Source organism: Ferrimonas kyonanensis DSM 18153 (genome assembly GCF_000425405.1).
In the GTDB taxonomy this organism is placed as follows: domain Bacteria; phylum Pseudomonadota; class Gammaproteobacteria; order Enterobacterales; family Shewanellaceae; genus Ferrimonas; species Ferrimonas kyonanensis.
In genome coordinates, this window is the sequence record NZ_KE384368.1 from 39,880 (window position 1) to 56,931 (window position 17,052).

Consider the following 17,052-nt stretch of genomic DNA (forward strand, 5'->3'; position numbering starts at 1 on the left):
TTACCCAATCGATGCAATGCAAACAACACAAGGAATGTGAACATGTCAGAACCCTATATCGGTGAAATCAAGATGGTGGGCTTCAATTTTGCCCCCAGAGGCTGGGCGTTTTGCAACGGTCAAATCATGGCCATTGCCCAGAATACTGCGCTGTTCTCCCTGCTGGGCACCACCTATGGCGGCGATGGTCGCACCACGTTCGGCCTGCCGGAAATGCGGGGCCGGGTTCCGCTTCACTGCGGCGGCAACGCCGGCACAGGTCCCGGCCAACCAACCTGGCGGCTAGGTCAATTCACAGGAACGACGACCCACACATTGAACGTTCTGGAGCTGCCAAGCCACAACCACCAGATTCAGGGGAATAACGTCGCATTTACCGGCACTGCCAATATCGAGCCACCGGCGTCCAATGAGAGCGCTAATCAGGACACGCCCAAGGGTAATGTGCCTGCCATTATCGGCGCTCCGGGCCGAGCAACAAAGGCTTACTCCGATGCCCCAGACTCGGCCATGAAGGCCTTCCCGGCGACGGTCTCCGGCACCGCCGCACTCACCGGGCAAACCCTGCTAACCGGCGGCAGTCAGGCATTTTCCATTATGCAGCCGTCCATCGCGATGAATTACGTCATCGCCTTGATGGGCATCTTCCCATCACGAAACTAACTCACCACTGAGACAACAGCACAGCATCGAATGCGGGGCCAGGGAGTTGCCCCGCAGTTTGACCCAATACAGGATCACACCATGGACAGGTTTTCCCGGCTTAGCAGCCTGATGTTCGGCATTGCATTTTCCGCCTCTCTGACGGCGGCCAACGATGAGAATTTTGATGGCATCTCTGGCGCAGGAAATCTGGGGCAACCCTATGTTCATGGTGACTTCACCTTCGATCAGAACGTCGATGGCTATTTCCTCGCGCTGGACGCCGGTACTGACGCCATCGGTAGCGACCGAAACGGTTACAACAACAACAACGTCATCTTCAAAACCACCGACGGCAGCGAGTTTCAGCTCATCTCATTTGATCTGCAGGGGTATCAGGGCGCACTAATCTTCCGAATTGACGGCTATCGAGATGGCAGCCTGATCGGCAGCGAACCTTTTGATATAGAAAGCATAGGTTACGGCACCTTTGTCACGTTCACTGTCACTACCGCCTTTTTTGACAATGTCGACGAGATTCGTATCGAAAATGACGACCACCTTGCCAACTATTTCAATATTAACCTCGACACCATTGACGTAGAGCCAGCAATTTTGCCCGCCGCCGCGCCGGTCATTGGCAATCTTCATGGCGACAGCTTCACCTACACCGAAGGGGACGGCGCCCAGATCATCGACCAGGGCACCGCCGCCACGGTCACCGATGCCGACAGCGCCGACTTCAGCGGTGGTAACCTGACCCTGACCATCACCAGCGGCGAAGACGCCGCCGAAGATCGGTTGTCCATCGACACTTCCGGCAGCATCAGCCTGGCCGGCACCACCGCCGGCAGCAATGTTTCCGTCGGCGGCACCGTGGTCGGTACACTGGGCAATAACATCGCCGCCGGCAACGATCTGGTGATCAATTTTAGCGCCAATGCCACAGCCGCCCGAACCCAGACTTTGGTGAGGGCATTGAGCTATGAGAACAGCGACACCGACAACCCCACCACCGGCGCCCGCAACCTGAGGCTGACCGTCAACGACGGCGACGGTAGCAGCAGCAACAACGACATTACCGTTACCGTTGCCGCCAGCAACGATGTCCCCGCGTTGTCGAACCTGAATGGCGACAGCCTCAGCTACCAGGAGGACGACGGCAAAGTGGTGCTGGATCAAGGCACCGCCGTAACCCTGTCAGACGTGGACTCGGCGGACTTTAATGGCGGTAACCTGACGGTCACCATCACCTCCGGCGAAGACGCCGGGGAAGACACCCTGTCGGTAGACACAGGTAGCGTGACCTTGGGAGGGACGACCGCCGGCAGCAGCGTCACGGTATCCGCCACCATTATTGGAACCTTGGGCAACAACATCACCGCCGGCAACGACTTTGTGGTGAACTTCAATGCCAATGCCACTGTGGCGCGTATTCAATCCCTGTTGCGAGCCCTCACCTACGCCAACAGCGATACGCTGATGCCCACCCCAGGGGCGCGCAACGTGCGCATCACCGTCAACGATGGCGATGCTGGCACCAGTGCCAACCAGGATCTCACGGTGACCGTCAGCCAGGTCAACGATCTGCCCACCGCCGCCAACAACAGCCTAAATGTTAATGAAGGCGCCGCCACAGCCATTGCCACCTCGGAGTTTGGGTACAGCGACCCTGAAGGGAGCGGTTTGGACCACGTTACCATCAGCCAGATCCCGGCCAGCGGCACCTTGTGGCTCGACAGCGACGGCAACGGCAGCCACAATGGCGCCGAAACCCTTGTCTCCAACGGCAGCAGCATCTCCAAGGCCACTCTGGACAGTAATCTGCTCACGTTTATGCCCTCAGGCACCAGCAGTGACAGCCTGACCTTCACCGTCAATGACGGCAGTGACGACTCATCGGGCAATTACACCCTGACCCTGAGCACCAACGCCCAGCCGACTGTCACCATTAACCAGGGAGCATCACAAGCAGACCCCACCAACGTCTCGGCGGTGGTGTTTGATCTGATCTTCAGCGAAAGCGTATCCGGTCTGACGACCTCGGACATCAGTGTCAGTGGCGACGTCAGTGCTAGCGTCACCGGCCTGAGCGGCTCTGGCAGCAGCTATCAGGCCACCGTTACCATCAGCAGTGGCAACGGCGATCTGCTGGTCTCACTGCCCGCCGGAGTCGCCACCGATGCCGGCGGAGCCAGCAATAAGGCGGCCACCAGCACCGACAACCGCGTCAGCTACGATGGCATCGCGCCGGCAGCGCCCACCGGCCTGGATCTGGGTGCCGCCTTTGACAGTGGCAGTAGTGACAGCGACAACCTGACCAAACTGACCACCCTGTCCATCAGCGGCAATGGCGAAACCGGCGCCACCTTGACCCTGTTTGCCGACAGCAACGACAATGACCTGCTCGATGGCGGCGAAATCACCACCTCAACCACCGTCAGCGCCAGCACCTGGACCGCCTCCCTGGGCACGCTGACCGAAACTACCCACGCCATTAAGGCCTACCAAACCGACGCCGCAGGCAACGACTCAGCCATCAGCGCCCCGCTATCGGTGGAGGTGGATGCCACCGCCCCCAGCGGCCACAGCCTGAGTTTCAGCCAAAACCCGGTCATTGCCGCCAATAAAGGCGCCATCACCCTGACCTTCGCCGCCGCCGAAACCGGTGCCGAATTCAGCTACACCATCGGCTCTGACGGCGGCGGCACGCCACTGACCGGATCGGGCACCCTGGCGTCAGCCACCGACAGCATTGGACCCCTGGATCTCTCCTCGCTGGGCGACGGCACGCTGACCCTATCCACCGTGGTCACCGATGCGGCCGGCAATGCTGCGACCACCGCCACAGACACCGCCACCAAAGATACCGAGATTCCCCTGGCCCCCACCGGACTGGATCTGGCGACCGCCTTCGACAGTGGCAGCAGCGACAGCGACAACCTGACCAAGCAAACCACGGTCACCATCGCAGGCAGCGGCGAGACCGGAGCCACCCTGACCCTGTTTGTTGACAGCAACGGTAACGACAGCCTCGACGGCGGAGAAGCCACAGCGACCACCAGTGTCAGCGGCGGCGGATGGAGCACGGCCTTGGGCCCCCTGACCCAGGGCAGCCACAACCTCAAAGCCTATCAGACTGACGCCGTCGGCAATCAGTCCGCCGTCAGTACTCCGCTAACCATTGAGGTGGACACCGAGGCCCCCAGTGGCCACAGCATCGTCTTTGACCCCACAACCGTTAACGGCAGCAATGCCCAGTCGGTCCAGATCCGCTTTAGCGGCGCCGAAATCGGCAGCCTTGCGGCCTACAGCATCGCCTCCAGCGGCGGCGGTACCCCCATTAGCGGCAACGCGACCCTAGCCAGTGGTACCGAGGCACTGGGCCCCTTTGATCTGACCACATTGACCGATGGCACCCTCACTGCATCGGCGACCCTGAGCGACGCCGCCGGCAACGCCGCCACAACGGTCAACCACACCGCCGATAAAGACACTCAGGCCCCTTCCGGCTACAGCGTCAACATCGATCAGGCCCAGATCAACGCCGCCAACGTCGGCGCCCTGAGCTTTACCTTCAGTGGCGGCGAAGCAACAACCCACTATCAATACAGCCTCAGCAGCAGCGGTGGCTCCGCGGTGGTCACCGGTTCCGGTACCCTGACAGGAACCAGCGATCAGATCACCGGCATCGATGTCTCCGGCCTCAGTGACGGTACTCTGACCCTGTCGGTAACGCTCACCGACGCCTTAGGCAATGCCGGAACCGCCGCAGTAGATACCGTGGCCAAAGACGCCGTTGGACCGGTGATCCAGTCTCTGGTGCTGAACCAAGGCCAGTTTAAGGCCGGCGGGGTCATTACCCTGACCGCCAGCTTTGATGATGTGGTAGTCCTGACCGGCAGCAACATCACTGCCAGCCTGACCATCGGCAGCGACAACCGTCAGGCTGCGTATGTCAGTGGCCATAACAGCAGCACACTGCAATTCAGCTACACCGTCCAGGCGGGCGACAACGACAACGATGGCGTCACGGTCACGGCCATTCAGACCAACGGCGATTTCGCCCGAGATGGCAACGACAACGACGCGGTGTTGAGCTTTACTGCCCAGACCGAACCCAACCTGCTGGTGGACACACAGACGCCGGCAGCGGCGACCCCGGAACAGGCGGCCCAGGTACTCAACAGCGACAGCCTCACCCTGTCGCAAACCGGCTACAGCGAAGAGGCCATCACCATCGCACTGTTGGCGGACGCCAATGGCGACGGCATCGCCGACAACAGCACCCCACTGGCCTCGGATACCGTCAATGGCGGCCACTGGAGCCTGGATGTGGCGCTGAATCAAAACGCAGATCACTACTTCGTGCTGCGCAGCAGTGATGCTGCCGGTAATAGCACCGACCGAGCCATTGGCAACTACCAGGAAGATTCCACCCTGCCTGAGTCGCCGCTGGTGCTGTCACCGCTGGAAGATCTGTACACCGCGACGCCTCAGGTCGCCCTTCAGGGCAGCCACAGCGAAAACGGCATTACTCTGATACTACTGGCAGACAGTGACAACAATGGTGTGGCCGACAACGACACCGCCATTGCCACCACTACGGTAAGCGGCAATCTTTGGCAGTTCGACCTGACCCTGGCCGATAACCAGGTGTCTGATTACGTCGTACAGGCCAAAGACGACGCCGACAACCGCTCTGCCCAGGTGGGACTGGTGTCCCTGACTCACGATGACATCGCCCCGACCGCCACACTGGATACGGGCAACACCGCCACGGCCATGCCGATGATCGGCGGTGACTACACGGATTTAGGTGGCATTGCCAGCCTCAGCTATACCCTGACTGATCAAGACGGCCAGCAATTCGGTCCCTTTAATGCCGACAGCCTCGACTCAGGCCGCTGGCAGGACGATGCCATCGGCCAAAGCCTGGGCGACGGCGTGTACGACGCCGAGCTGACACCGGTGGATAAAGCGGGCAACAGCCAGGTCATCGCACTGGAACAGATTCTTACTGTCGACACTCAGGCCCCAGCCGACTACAGCGTCGACATAGTGCAGAATCGAATCGACGCGGATAACGAAACCTCCATGAGCTTCATCATCAGCGGCGGCCAGGCCGGCTTCAGCTATCAATTCCAGATCAGCGACGACGGCGCCCAGACCATCAGTGACAGCGGTACTCTAAGTGCTGCCGAGCAGACCATCAGTAACCTGGACGTCTCCACACTGGCCGAAGGCACCCTGACCCTGTCTCTGACACTGACCGACGATGTCGGTAACCAGGGCGCTGATGCTCAGGACACCGTTCTCAAGCAGTACAATGCCGCACCACTGCTGAGTGGTACCCCGGCCACCAGTGTTGATGAAGACAGCCTGTACCAGTTCCAGCCCCAACTGATCGATACCGATGCCGGGGACAGTCACCTGTTCAGCATCAGCGGCCTGCCGAGTTGGGCCAGCTTTAACAGCGCCAACGGCACACTCAGTGGCACACCAGACAACAGTCATGTGGGCCTCTACAGCGACATCGTCATCGGCGTGACCGATGCCAGTGGTGCCAGTGACAGCCTGCCGCCCTTCTCCATTGAAGTGGTCAATACCAACGACCAGCCGGTATCCGCCGATCTGAGCCTGACCACTCAGGAGGACCAGTCGCTATTACTGCCTCTGGTTGGCCAGGATGATGACGGCGATGCCCTTAGCTTCCGATTGGTATCGGCACCGACACAGGGCCTGGCAAGCCTGCTGGGCCAGCAATGGCACTATGAACCGGAAACCGACTTCCATGGTGACATCAGCTTTACCATGGTCGCCAGCGACGGTAAGCAGGACTCCAGTCCCTTTACGGTACGCATCCAAGTGCTGCCGGTGAACGATCTGCCGGTCGCAGTGGACGACGACTTCGAACTGGATTACCGCGACGATGGCCAGTATCGCCTGGCGGTGATGGAGAACGACTCGGATGTGGACAACGATACTCTGACGCTGCTGCAAACCAGCACCACATTGGGCAATGCTCACATCGACGGCGACGCACTGGTGCTGAATCTGGACAATGGATTCAGCGGCAAAGTGGCTCTCCAGTACCTGCTCAGCGACGGCCAGGGTGAGCCGGTAGAAGCCTCGGTTCAGGTTTCTATTGGCGACACCGATAATGCCGGGTTGCCGATACTGACCCTGCCTGAGCCGGTGGAGGTCCAGGCGGATGCCCTGTTTACCCGGGTGGATCTTGGCGTTGCCACCGCGCTGGACAGTGCCGGGACGCCCCTGGCCGTCAGCCTGATTCGGGGCCACACCCTGTTCCAACCCGGCCTGCACCAGGTGTATTGGGAAACCACCGACAGCGCCGGTCAACAGGCCAGTGCCAGCCAGGTGGTGAAGGTGCACCCAATGGTCAATTTCCACAAGGATCAGCTGGCGGTCGAAGGCAGCACCATCCCCGTCGGCATCTCGCTCAATGGCGACGCCGTCAGTTACCCGGTCACCCTGGCGTTAACCCTGTCCGGCACGGCAGTGGAGGGTGAGGACTACCTGATCAGTGCCAGCGAGGTGCAGATTGACAGTGGCCGCCATACCAGCATAGAGCTAACCCTACTGGACGATGGTCTGGCGGAGGGGGATGAAACCATCCTCATCGGCTTTGGCGATAACATCAATGCCGGCAGCCGCCATCAGCATCAGGTTGTCATTACCGAAGCCAACCTGCCGCCAGCCCTGACTCTGTCTGCTCAACAGTCTTCGGAGATGCGCATTGTACTGGCCCAAGACCAGGGCGAGGTGCAACTGATGGCTCAAGCCAGCGACCCCAACCCGGGCGACAGCCTGACTCTGGACTGGCACCACGACTACCCCGAGTTGGTGGATACGGACTATCAGGACCACACCCTGAGCTTCGATCCTGCGATGTTGGCTCCAGGCAGTTACCGCATCGAAGCCAGCGCCAGCGACGGCGAATGGACCGTAGAACAGAGCCTGACTCTGACCGTGGTTGAGACCCTGGCCAATCTGGGCGAAGAGGACAGCGACGGCGATCTGCTGCCGGATAACCTGGAAGGCTATGGCGACGATGACAACGACGGCATTGCCAACTACCTGGATGCGCTGGACGACTGCAACCTGCAACCGGAACAGGTACAACAGCAAGCCCAATACCTGTTTGAAGGAGAAGCCGGGATCTGCCTGCGTAGCGGCGATATGGCGTTAGGCGGCATTCGTAACAGTGCCTGGTTGGATGAGCAGGATCCTCTTCCCGCTGATGACCAGCACCGTCTCCACGGCGGCACCTTTGACTTTATCGCCGTTGGCCTGCCGCAACTGGGCCAGGCCTACCGATTAGTGCTGCCTCAGCGCGAAGCCATTCCGGCCAACGCCGTGTATCGCAAGTACCGTGAATCTCAGGGATGGTATGACTTTGTCGAAGATCAGAACAACCAGGTTCACTCGGCTCAGGGAGAACCGGGTTACTGCCCACCACCGGGCAGCGCCCTGTGGCAACCGGGCCTCAATGAAGGCAGCTGGTGTGTACAACTGACCCTGACCGATGGCGGCCCCAACGATGCCGACGGAGTGGCCAATCATCGCATCAGCGATCCCGGCGGCGTGGCGGTGCCCCAGAGTAGCAACCTCGCCCCCCAGTTGACCGATGACGCTCAGACCATGATCGCCAACACCCGCCTGTTGCTGACCCCTCTGGCCAACGACAGCGATCCCGATGGTGACACCCTGGTCGTAATGGCAGCCCAGGCCACCCACGGTCAACTAACCCTGCACCCGGATGGCACGCTGACCTATCAGCCACCCGCCGATTTCCTCGGTGAAGATCGCATCGGATACAGCGTCAGCGATGGCATGGGCGAAACCGCCACCGCCCAGATCGTGGTGACCGTGGTGGCCAACGATGCACCACTGGCCATCACCGACTACGCCAGCACCGACGATCGCACTGCCATCACCGTCGACGTGCTCGCCAACGACCAGGATCCGAACAACGACAGCCTGGCCCTGATCTGGGCCGAGGCCGAGCACGGGCAAGTCTCCATCACCCCCGATCACACCCTGTGGTATCAGCCACAGCCCGGCTATCAAGGAGAAGACCGCGTGACCTATCGCATCCAGGATGCCCTTGGCTCAGAGGCGGAAGCGACGCTCATCGTCACCGTCGATGCCCATGAGCCCATCGTTGTTACTCAGACCAGCAGCGGCGGAGCCCTGAGCTTGTCGGGCGGAGTCCTGCTGAGCCTGCTGATGCTGCTGCGACGCCGACGGGCCCTGCTGGCATTGCTGAGCACCACCGCCATCGCCAGCACCGCCCAGGCCCAGTGGTCGCTGCACCTGCAAAGTGGCTACAGTCACACCGACAGCGACACACAGAGCATAACGGCCGCTCTGGAGGCTGCCGGGGTTCAGGTCGCCTCATTGAGCCAGGACACCGACACCTGGAGCTGGGGAGCGGAGTTAGGCTACCGGTTCCTGCCGCAATGGCAGGTGCGAGTCGGCTTTCAGGATCTCGGTGAATACCGCCTGAGCTACCGAGGAACCACGCTGGATCCGGAGTCGACGCAACAGCAACTGGCCACACTCGGCCCGACCTCGGCCTCCGGGGTTAATCTCGGCCTGCACTACCGCTGGTCGTTCACCCCGGACTGGGCCATTAACCTCGGGGGTGGTGCCTGGTTCTGGGACAGTGACATGGACAGCGTCTCAGCTTTGCAAACCCTGAGCAGCAGCGACAGCGGCACCGATTGGTTCAGCGACCTGAACCTGTCCTGGCAACTGAATCCAAACTGGTCTCTGGCGGCCGGCTGGCAACACTTTGAGCTGGACAACAGCGACATCGATAACGGCTTTGTTCGTCTAAACTGGGTATTTTAAACGCCAATGAAACACACCATCAAACAGGTGCATCATCAGGCCCGAGCCCTGATGCAACAGTTGGAAACCGCCTCTGAACAGCATCCCGGTGAAATCAAGGCCTGGCAGGACGCCTACCTGACGCTCATGTGCGACTTGCTTGAGTTGCCACTGTTCCCCGAGACTTTTCTCGACAACGCCCACACCACCACCGCTCAGGGACGCGCCTGTTCTCCCCAGGTGGCGGCCCAGTGTTCGGCGGAGTTTATGCGAGTACAACAGTTTCAACGCGGCATTCACCGGGCTATCAGGGATCTCGGCCAGCCCGAGCGACCTCTGAAGTTACTGTATGCCGGTACCGGTCCGCTGGGCAGCCTGGTGGTGCCGCTGCTACTGCTGTTGCAACCACGACAGGTGCAAGTGACGTTTCTCGACATTCATGCCGACTCCCTCGACCGCCTGACCCAGCTGCTGACCGCTCTCGAGTTGACCGACTTTATCGACGAGATCGTACACGCCGATGCTCTGGAGTGGACGCCAGCCGCCGATAGCCGTTATGACCTGATTGTGTCTGAAACCATGAAGGCGCTGTTCGAGCAAGAACCGCAGATCAGCATCATTCGTAACCTGATCCGATGGTTGCACCCCGATGGCACCTTGATCCCACAATCGGTGGATCTCAGTGCCCACCTGGTGCATAGCCGAACCGATGCCCCCACCGAGCAGTGGTTGCCACTGGGCGTGTTCTTTCAACTCAATCGCCACTCGGCACAACAACTGGCCGCATCGACGGCACCCCGCATTCATGGTCAGCTGGCGATCCCCACCCGTCAGCCGCCGCTGCAACTGGCTCTGGCCACCGACATTCAGGTATACCGGGACACCTGGCTGACCAATAACCAGTGCAGCCTGAATCTGACCCGCTATCATGCCCTGAATCAATGGCGACGTCTCGACCAGATTCAGTTTGAGTACCGCTGGGGCAGCGATCCGCGGTTTGAGTTTCAGTGCCAGGGAGAACCACTCCATGACCATCGTCTCAGCCCGTCTTCACAGGCTTGATCCCGAGCTGTTTCAGGCGGAAATCGCCACTGTGGCCGGCTCCAAACTATGGCAGGATCACGTCAATCATCAGGACTATCGCGGCAGGTGGCAGGGGCTGGCACTTCGGTGTGGCCGCCACACTTTGCATAGCCATCCGATTTTGCAACTGCACCAATTGGAGGGCGTCAGCGACTGGGTGGATCTGCCAGTTCTAGAACGATTACCCTCATTATCGAGGTGGTTGTCAGAGTTTGTGGCTCCGGTAGGGGCGGCGCGTTTGCTGCGCCTGGACCCTGGCGCACACATTCTGCCTCACCGGGATCACGGGCTTGGGCTGGAGCATCAACAAGCCAGGCTGCATCTGTGCCTGGAGATGCCGGAAGATCTTAGATTCATTGTCGATGGTCAGACCGTGCCGATGGCGGCTGGTGAGCTTTGGTACATCAATGCCGATCTGCCGCATGAGGTCTGCCATTGCGGCCAGCGGCCACGCACCAGCCTGGTAATGGACTGCCAGGTTACCGGCCCCCTCAGGCAACTCATAGAAACTGCGCCGCTAATTCAACACCAACATCAATAACCTAAATCCAATCCAGTATTCGCAAAGGTCGCAGCCCCGAGTCATAACCAACGGATAACCGAATCCACTATCTGGCCACAACCAGTTATGATGCAAACCAGATTTACGCAGACTGTTAAGCAATTCTTATTTGGCAATTGCACTCAGAAAATTAATGGCTTAGCTGTTCGAATCGCTGCACCCAGCGTTCCGCTCATCGAAGACGGCGCCGGGATCCGTTTCTTTGCTCAGGGAGCATGTATGTCAAACAAAAACACCCAGCAGATGGTCGACTGGATCGCCGTGGCCTTCGCCGCTTTTTGCCCGGCCTTCATCCTGGCGTTGCTGGCCGGCATCAGCTAATTCCCCTGGGCCAGGGACGGCCCTGTTTCCTGCCCGATACTCAAACTCCATCATTGCCGCTATAGTAAAGATTGCTGCCCTACTTACAGGATGTAATCTTTGGGATTTCGACTTTTTTACATAGGCTTACTTTGCACAAGCATGGCTCAGGCGGCACCGCTGCCAGGCCTCGAGGCTGCCGCTCGTCAGCAGTTAAACGAAGTATTTGCCACCACCGCCCTGCTGACCGATTCCGATGCGCTTAGATTGGGCTTTCTGAATTTTGATCCCAATGAATACCTGCCCATCGACAATCCGGATTTCGGCGATGGCAACTCGGTGGCACTGCGCAACGAACTGGAGGTCTATACCCTACCCTGGACCTGGAACCTGGGACGGTGGCAGAACTGGCAGTGGGGAGTGAAAGCCCGCCTGAGCTATGTCCGCAGCAAACAAGAGCTGTCGTTGTTTATCCTGGACGACCCCACTCTGGATCTGAATGACGACCGCATCTACTCGCTGTTCATTCAACCCGGGCTCAGCTACCCCTTGAGTTCACGCTGGCGCTTTCAGCTGGGAGTTGGCAGCCACCTGATGCGCTATGACAACGATTTCACCTTCCGCAACTCAAAGAGTAAGCAATTGCAGCCCGAGCTGGATGGCTCCTTGACCAATATGTCGGTCAATGCCTGGATGCTTCAACCTGAAGTCAGCCTGGACTACCGATTTGAACGAGGCCGCTCCTACTGGCATTACAAAACCAGCTTCAACTACCTATGGGGAAAGAGTTTTGATGTGGACCGCCCGGCATTGCAGGCCGACCCTGAGTCCTGGCGTTGGCTCAACGGCGTCTCCATGCGCCGCCCTTTTCCCGCCTTGATGACCCATCAGGATTATCGACTCAGCCTCAATCGCATCGACATTGGTGGCGACAGCGTGCGTCCCTTCGATACCCATCATTACTACGAATTCAGCGCCGAGTGGTTGTTGAATACCGAAAACCGCCTGCCACTGCTGGACAACATCGGCATCGGCCTGCTGCTGAATTACGGCAGCGCCCTCAAAGGGGCCAGCCTGATCCTGGTATACAACGTCGACTGACAAAAAAGCCGGCCACAGGGGCCGGCCGCAATCACCATCGTCCGCCGATCACACCACCAGGGCGTCGCTGCTCTCAAGCAGATGGAGAAAATCGTCGGTGGATTTAATCTGCAAGTCAATCTTGAACTGATCCGCCAGGGCATACACTGCCGGATTCACGTCCTTATCGGCGTCGATGGCCTGTTGCATCTGCTCATCAATGGCCTTAAAGCGCAGTTTATCCTCGGCCAATTTACGAACGCTCTCGGCGCTGAAGGCATCGGTGTTGATCTTAATCTGCTCGACCCGGTATTCGAACACTTCGGCGACCCGTTTGGAACGCAATTCCATTTTGGTTGAGAAGATGTCGGCCTTATCGAGCAGGTAAACCACGATGGTCGACGCGACGCCACTCAAGGTCGTCAGGGCGATCTCTTTGACGAAGTCTGGCATTGCCGCCAGCGGCCCTTTGAGCAGGGTGTTTTCAAAGGTAAACACCGCAAAGGTCACCGCCGTTGCAGCAAACAGCTTCACAATGGCATCGGCCTTCTGCGCCCGGCTCATCTGCTCGCGGCTGCTACTCAGAATTTTGGCGGCCCCGATCAGGGCCGAGAACCCTTCGGAGATCACCTTCATGACGCTCTTGAACATGCCAGTAACCAGATCGGCCACCGCCTCGATCATCACTTTGGCAAAATTCTGCAGGAAATCTTTGGCGCCCTGAAGCAGCATTGGCAGCACTTGTCGCTTCAGATAGGCCATAACCCGAGTAAAACGAAACTTCAGCCCGTCCAGAGTAGACGCCTTTCCCACACCTTCGCTAAATCCATTCTGAATGGCATCGGTCACTTCAAACAGCAGCGGCTTGATGAACAGGATGATGGCATGACCAAGCGCCTGGTATCCGGTCTGCTCCGCAGCCTGACCGCCCGCCTTCTTCGCCACTTGCCACTTCTGCTCTTTGACATTGTGCAGCGCCTTTTCCCGCGCCTTATTCAAGATCGCCTGCTCAGACTCCTTCTGTTTCTGAACCCCCTCTTCAATGCTCTTATCGCTGTGCCGAGAGAGTTTCTTCAACTGCGTCTTCTCCTCCCTGCTGAGCTTCTCTCCGCGAGCCTGTTTAGACTCAAGGGATTGCTTCTGTTGCTGCATATCAGAGAAATTCTTGGCCCCTTTGGCCCGATTAAAGCTGTTGGAAATCTCAATAAAGTTATGATCGCCATCGGTGATGGCCATCAGATCACTCTCGGTCAGCAACGCATTGTTGGCATAGTAGTCATTGATCTGCTTTACCGGAATCACATGGTCCGTATCGGAGGCTTTCCACTTATGGCCCTTGTTCTCAGCCACCGCCTGCTTCCGGTAGACCGTAATGCGGCTGCCATCCTCGTTGTACTCAATGGAACTGTAAGCCTGAGTGTTACCCTTGAAATGGCGGTCCTTGTTCTGTTCAAGGTGCTTACGCTTCGACATGGTCTTGCGCACCTCCTTGCTGTATTCACGGGGCTGACGCATCGCCTCCAGTTGCTGCTTCTTACTGACAGCGGTATCAACAACATGGATGTTATCGCCATAGTCAAAGCCCTGAATCTCCTGCCAAACCCGGCTGGCACTGACTCCGGTGCGATTCAGCTTGAGATCCTTGTGGCTGATGACTCCATCAAGAACGCTCAGCGCCAGCGGCGTTACCAGCTCCTCCATCAGGTTACTTTTGGACTCAAACTCCTGATAGATGTCATTCAATACCGCCAGCGAATCCTGCTGTTCATACAACTCCATATCAATCAGAACCCGACTGGCCTGCAACGGAGAGGCCCCTGACAAGGCCTTAGTGACCTGATTGACTTCAAATTTTATTTGCTGATGCTGCTGAGTCATGCTTGATCCTAAGCGGCCTGAATCTGTTGGGCTTTGTCAAACAGCGCTTGGGCAGCCTCGGTATCCCCGTGCACCACCTCTCCCTGTTCGCTCAAGTACGCCATCTGAGACATCTGCTTCAACACCACTGACAGGTTGAACAATGCCTGAAACTCCTCGATGTGAGCCACCGGCAGCAGGCGAAAATCCAGCTTTTCGCGAAACAACTCCGGGGTCACTCCCATCTGAACAATACGCTGGGTATTGATGCCGTACTCGAATCGCTCCAACAGCGCCGCATAGTTGCTGATCAGGCGCTCAAAATAGAGCGCGACAGTATCGATGGATGTGACAACCTGGTCGATCTTCGCCAATTGCGCGGTCATCTTGGCGATTTCTTCGTCGATACGGCAGGCTTCATCTTTCACTTGTTGTAGCGATTCAGCCGCCTTCTTTCGAGAGAAGATGCCCAAGGTGAGAATCGACAGTGCCAGCTCCTTAAACGACAGGTTGTTAAAATCAATCTCAAACAGCTGCTGTTTGCTGCGCACGCCAGTGCCCGACGTCACTTCGAGGATATTGTCATCAAAGAACTCTTCGAAATGACTGCCGGCCACCCGAACGTTATGCAGACGATTCGCCAGCGCCACGAAACGGGGAAACTGCTGTTCAAAAATGCTCAGCTTAAAGCCATTGATGGCCTTAAGCTGGTTTTCTATCTCCAGGCTCTTGGACTGCACCGCCTCCTGATAGCGGCGCTGCTCCTTCTCAAACCGACGAATGGTTTGTTTGTGCAAACGCTCCGCTTCCAAGAACTTGTCTTTACCGGTCACCGCATTCCAGGCTTTTGAACAGCTCTGCTTAACCTTATCAACAACCGCCGATACTCCGCTGCTGACTGCGTTCCATACTCGTCCCAGCATCTCAGGCTCCTACCATCTGGTAACCTTCGGCCACCATATCGTTCATGGCGGAGACCCAACGCTCGATCTTTTTAACTTCGTACTCTTCCAGCTCAAAGGCAGACGCCAGGCGCCCCATAAAGGCACGCTCATTGTCACAGATGGTGCTGTCGGCCAACATGATGCCGCACAGCTCAATCATCACCGCACGCTTATGCCCGACAGCCAGGTGCGTCAACGCCTGAATCGACCCCTCTATCTCCGGTTCAGCGGTTTTAGCCTGGTAGCCGTGCAGTTCACACTCATGGACGAACGACTGAAAAATCTGAACCTCTTCGGCCTTGTCTTCACCGTTCAACCCCATGGCAAAACGCGCCAGATTCAGAAAGTGTTTGCGATCGTTTTTCGCCAGTACATTAAGAAACATGCTTCATTACCTTATTCAATCTGAGTGCCGTGATGGCAAAAGAACACTCGCCGAAGTTAAAAATCAATACGGTTCGTAATTTCACCAGCAGCATTGTATTGATACTCGAATACAATATTTCCCTGGTCATCAAACTCTTCGCCCTTGGTCAATTTTCCATCAGAACCAAAAGTCATTTGATATTTAAGCAGGCCGTCAGCAAAGGTCTGCGAGGCGACTTTTTTGCCTTGGTTGTAGATAATCTCGGTCACCTGATTTGAGGCTTTGTCCTCCATTCGAGTAACCTTGCAGTCACCCAGATGTTTAATGAAGTCAGCCGTCTCAACCTTCAATTCCTTGCCGTTCGCCAGTCCATTGGTCAACTCAATGGCGTTCTCGATCTTCAGTGCCTGAATCACCCCGGACAACTGCTCTATCACGCTGTGTTCGCTCTGCTTACGACCAAATTCATTCTGTTTCTGATTCCGCTCGCCCGCTTGCACCAGTTCATTCAATGCCCGCTGCGACTGTTGATGATGCTGAGCAATGCTCTCTGTCACGCCGTGCACCGCCAACGCATTCGCTTCGCGATCGATACCCATTTGCTTAAGCAATTCCTCTTTGGCATCAGACAGTTCACCGCCAACCTGCTGCGCCCCTTGCTGCACCTTCAGCGCCAATTCCTGGGTGTGTAAAGTCTGAGCTTGCTGAACACGCTCCTGACTATCGGCAACAGACTCGAGCAGTCGTTGCTCACTCTGGCGGTGACGCTCGGCCCCCTCCTGGTGCAACTGCTTCAGGGTAGCCACCAGAGCCGTGTCACTGTGCTTGAGCGCCTGATTTTGCTCAGCCAGGGTCTTCAGGACGCCGCGATTATCTTCGCTGATGACCTTTTGCAGAGAGGAACCAAAGTTGGCGATCAACGAGGAAAGATTCCCCGATACCTCTTTTAATTGTGAATCGGCATCAATTTGGTGCTGCATCTGTCGTTCTTTTACTGCATTCAACTGCACCACCAGATAGATACAAACAATAAAATTAATGACACAAAAACTGACGGTCGCAATGCCGATCTGAATTGAAGAAATTTCCATAATGACTACTTATTGTTCAATGAAATAAGGCGGGACAAGCCCATATAATGACGTAATGACCGTCGAAAAACAGTGATTTGAAATGTGTTTATTTCATTCCTTTTTCAATATCCGTTCTAACTCCGGCATACCGTACCAAAAACACAATTAGACCAGCCATTTGTTCTCCCATTCATACTCTCCTAGCGGTTGCGTCGCTACCACCGACGCCCCAGTCGGACTTTGCCGCTCAATCTGTTAAGCTGCATGATATGTATTCAGGGGCGA

General features: G+C 57.4%; 9 protein-coding genes. 5 read left to right on the forward strand and 4 right to left on the reverse strand.

Annotated elements, in window-relative coordinates; translation table 11 throughout:
- The first annotated feature begins 42 nt into the window (after positions 1-42).
- The 5 genes from H598_RS0120805 (at position 43) to H598_RS0120830 (ending at position 12,547) form a co-directional block, all read left to right on the forward strand.
- Positions 43-663, forward strand: a complete 621-nt coding sequence (locus tag H598_RS0120805; RefSeq protein WP_028114732.1) for a phage tail protein — start codon at positions 43-45, stop codon at positions 661-663.
- Positions 664-744: 81 nt separating this feature from the next.
- Entirely contained in the window at positions 745-9,522 is an 8,778-nt protein-coding gene (locus H598_RS0120810) for an Ig-like domain-containing protein (RefSeq protein WP_028114733.1), read from the forward strand.
- A 6-nt stretch (positions 9,523-9,528) separates the two neighbouring features.
- Positions 9,529-10,563 (forward strand): methyltransferase domain-containing protein, encoded by a 1,035-nt coding sequence (locus tag H598_RS25155; protein WP_051252921.1) that lies wholly within the window; start codon positions 9,529-9,531, stop codon positions 10,561-10,563.
- The gene (locus H598_RS25160) at positions 10,529-11,125 is read left to right on the forward strand and encodes an aspartyl/asparaginyl beta-hydroxylase domain-containing protein (protein WP_035416377.1); all 597 of its coding nucleotides are present in this window, start codon (positions 10,529-10,531) and stop codon (positions 11,123-11,125) included. Before H598_RS25155 ends, H598_RS25160 begins: the two co-directional genes overlap by 35 nt.
- Before the next feature lie 441 nt (positions 11,126-11,566).
- Positions 11,567-12,547 (forward strand): Solitary outer membrane autotransporter beta-barrel domain, encoded by a 981-nt coding sequence (locus H598_RS0120830; protein ID WP_281171333.1) that lies wholly within the window; start codon positions 11,567-11,569, stop codon positions 12,545-12,547.
- Between the two features lie 48 nt (positions 12,548-12,595).
- Here H598_RS0120830 and H598_RS0120835 read toward each other — a convergent pair whose 3' ends face one another.
- The 4 genes from H598_RS0120835 to H598_RS0120850 are packed head-to-tail and all read right to left on the reverse strand — an operon-like array spanning position 12,596 to position 16,785.
- A complete protein-coding gene (locus tag H598_RS0120835) occupies positions 12,596-14,404 on the reverse strand; it encodes a hypothetical protein (protein ID WP_028114735.1) in 1,809 nt (602 codons plus the stop codon).
- An 8-nt stretch (positions 14,405-14,412) separates the two neighbouring features.
- Positions 14,413-15,306: a hypothetical protein gene (locus tag H598_RS0120840; RefSeq protein WP_028114736.1), complete on the reverse strand. Its 894-nt coding sequence runs from the start codon at positions 15,304-15,306 to the stop codon at positions 14,413-14,415.
- Position 15,307: 1 nt separating this feature from the next.
- Entirely contained in the window at positions 15,308-15,712 is a 405-nt protein-coding gene (locus H598_RS0120845; protein ID WP_028114737.1) for a hypothetical protein, read from the reverse strand.
- A 56-nt stretch (positions 15,713-15,768) separates the two neighbouring features.
- Complete coding sequence (locus H598_RS0120850) at positions 15,769-16,785, reverse strand: hypothetical protein (protein ID WP_028114738.1); 1,017 nt, start codon at positions 16,783-16,785, stop codon at positions 15,769-15,771.
- Positions 16,786-17,052 lie beyond the last annotated feature (267 nt).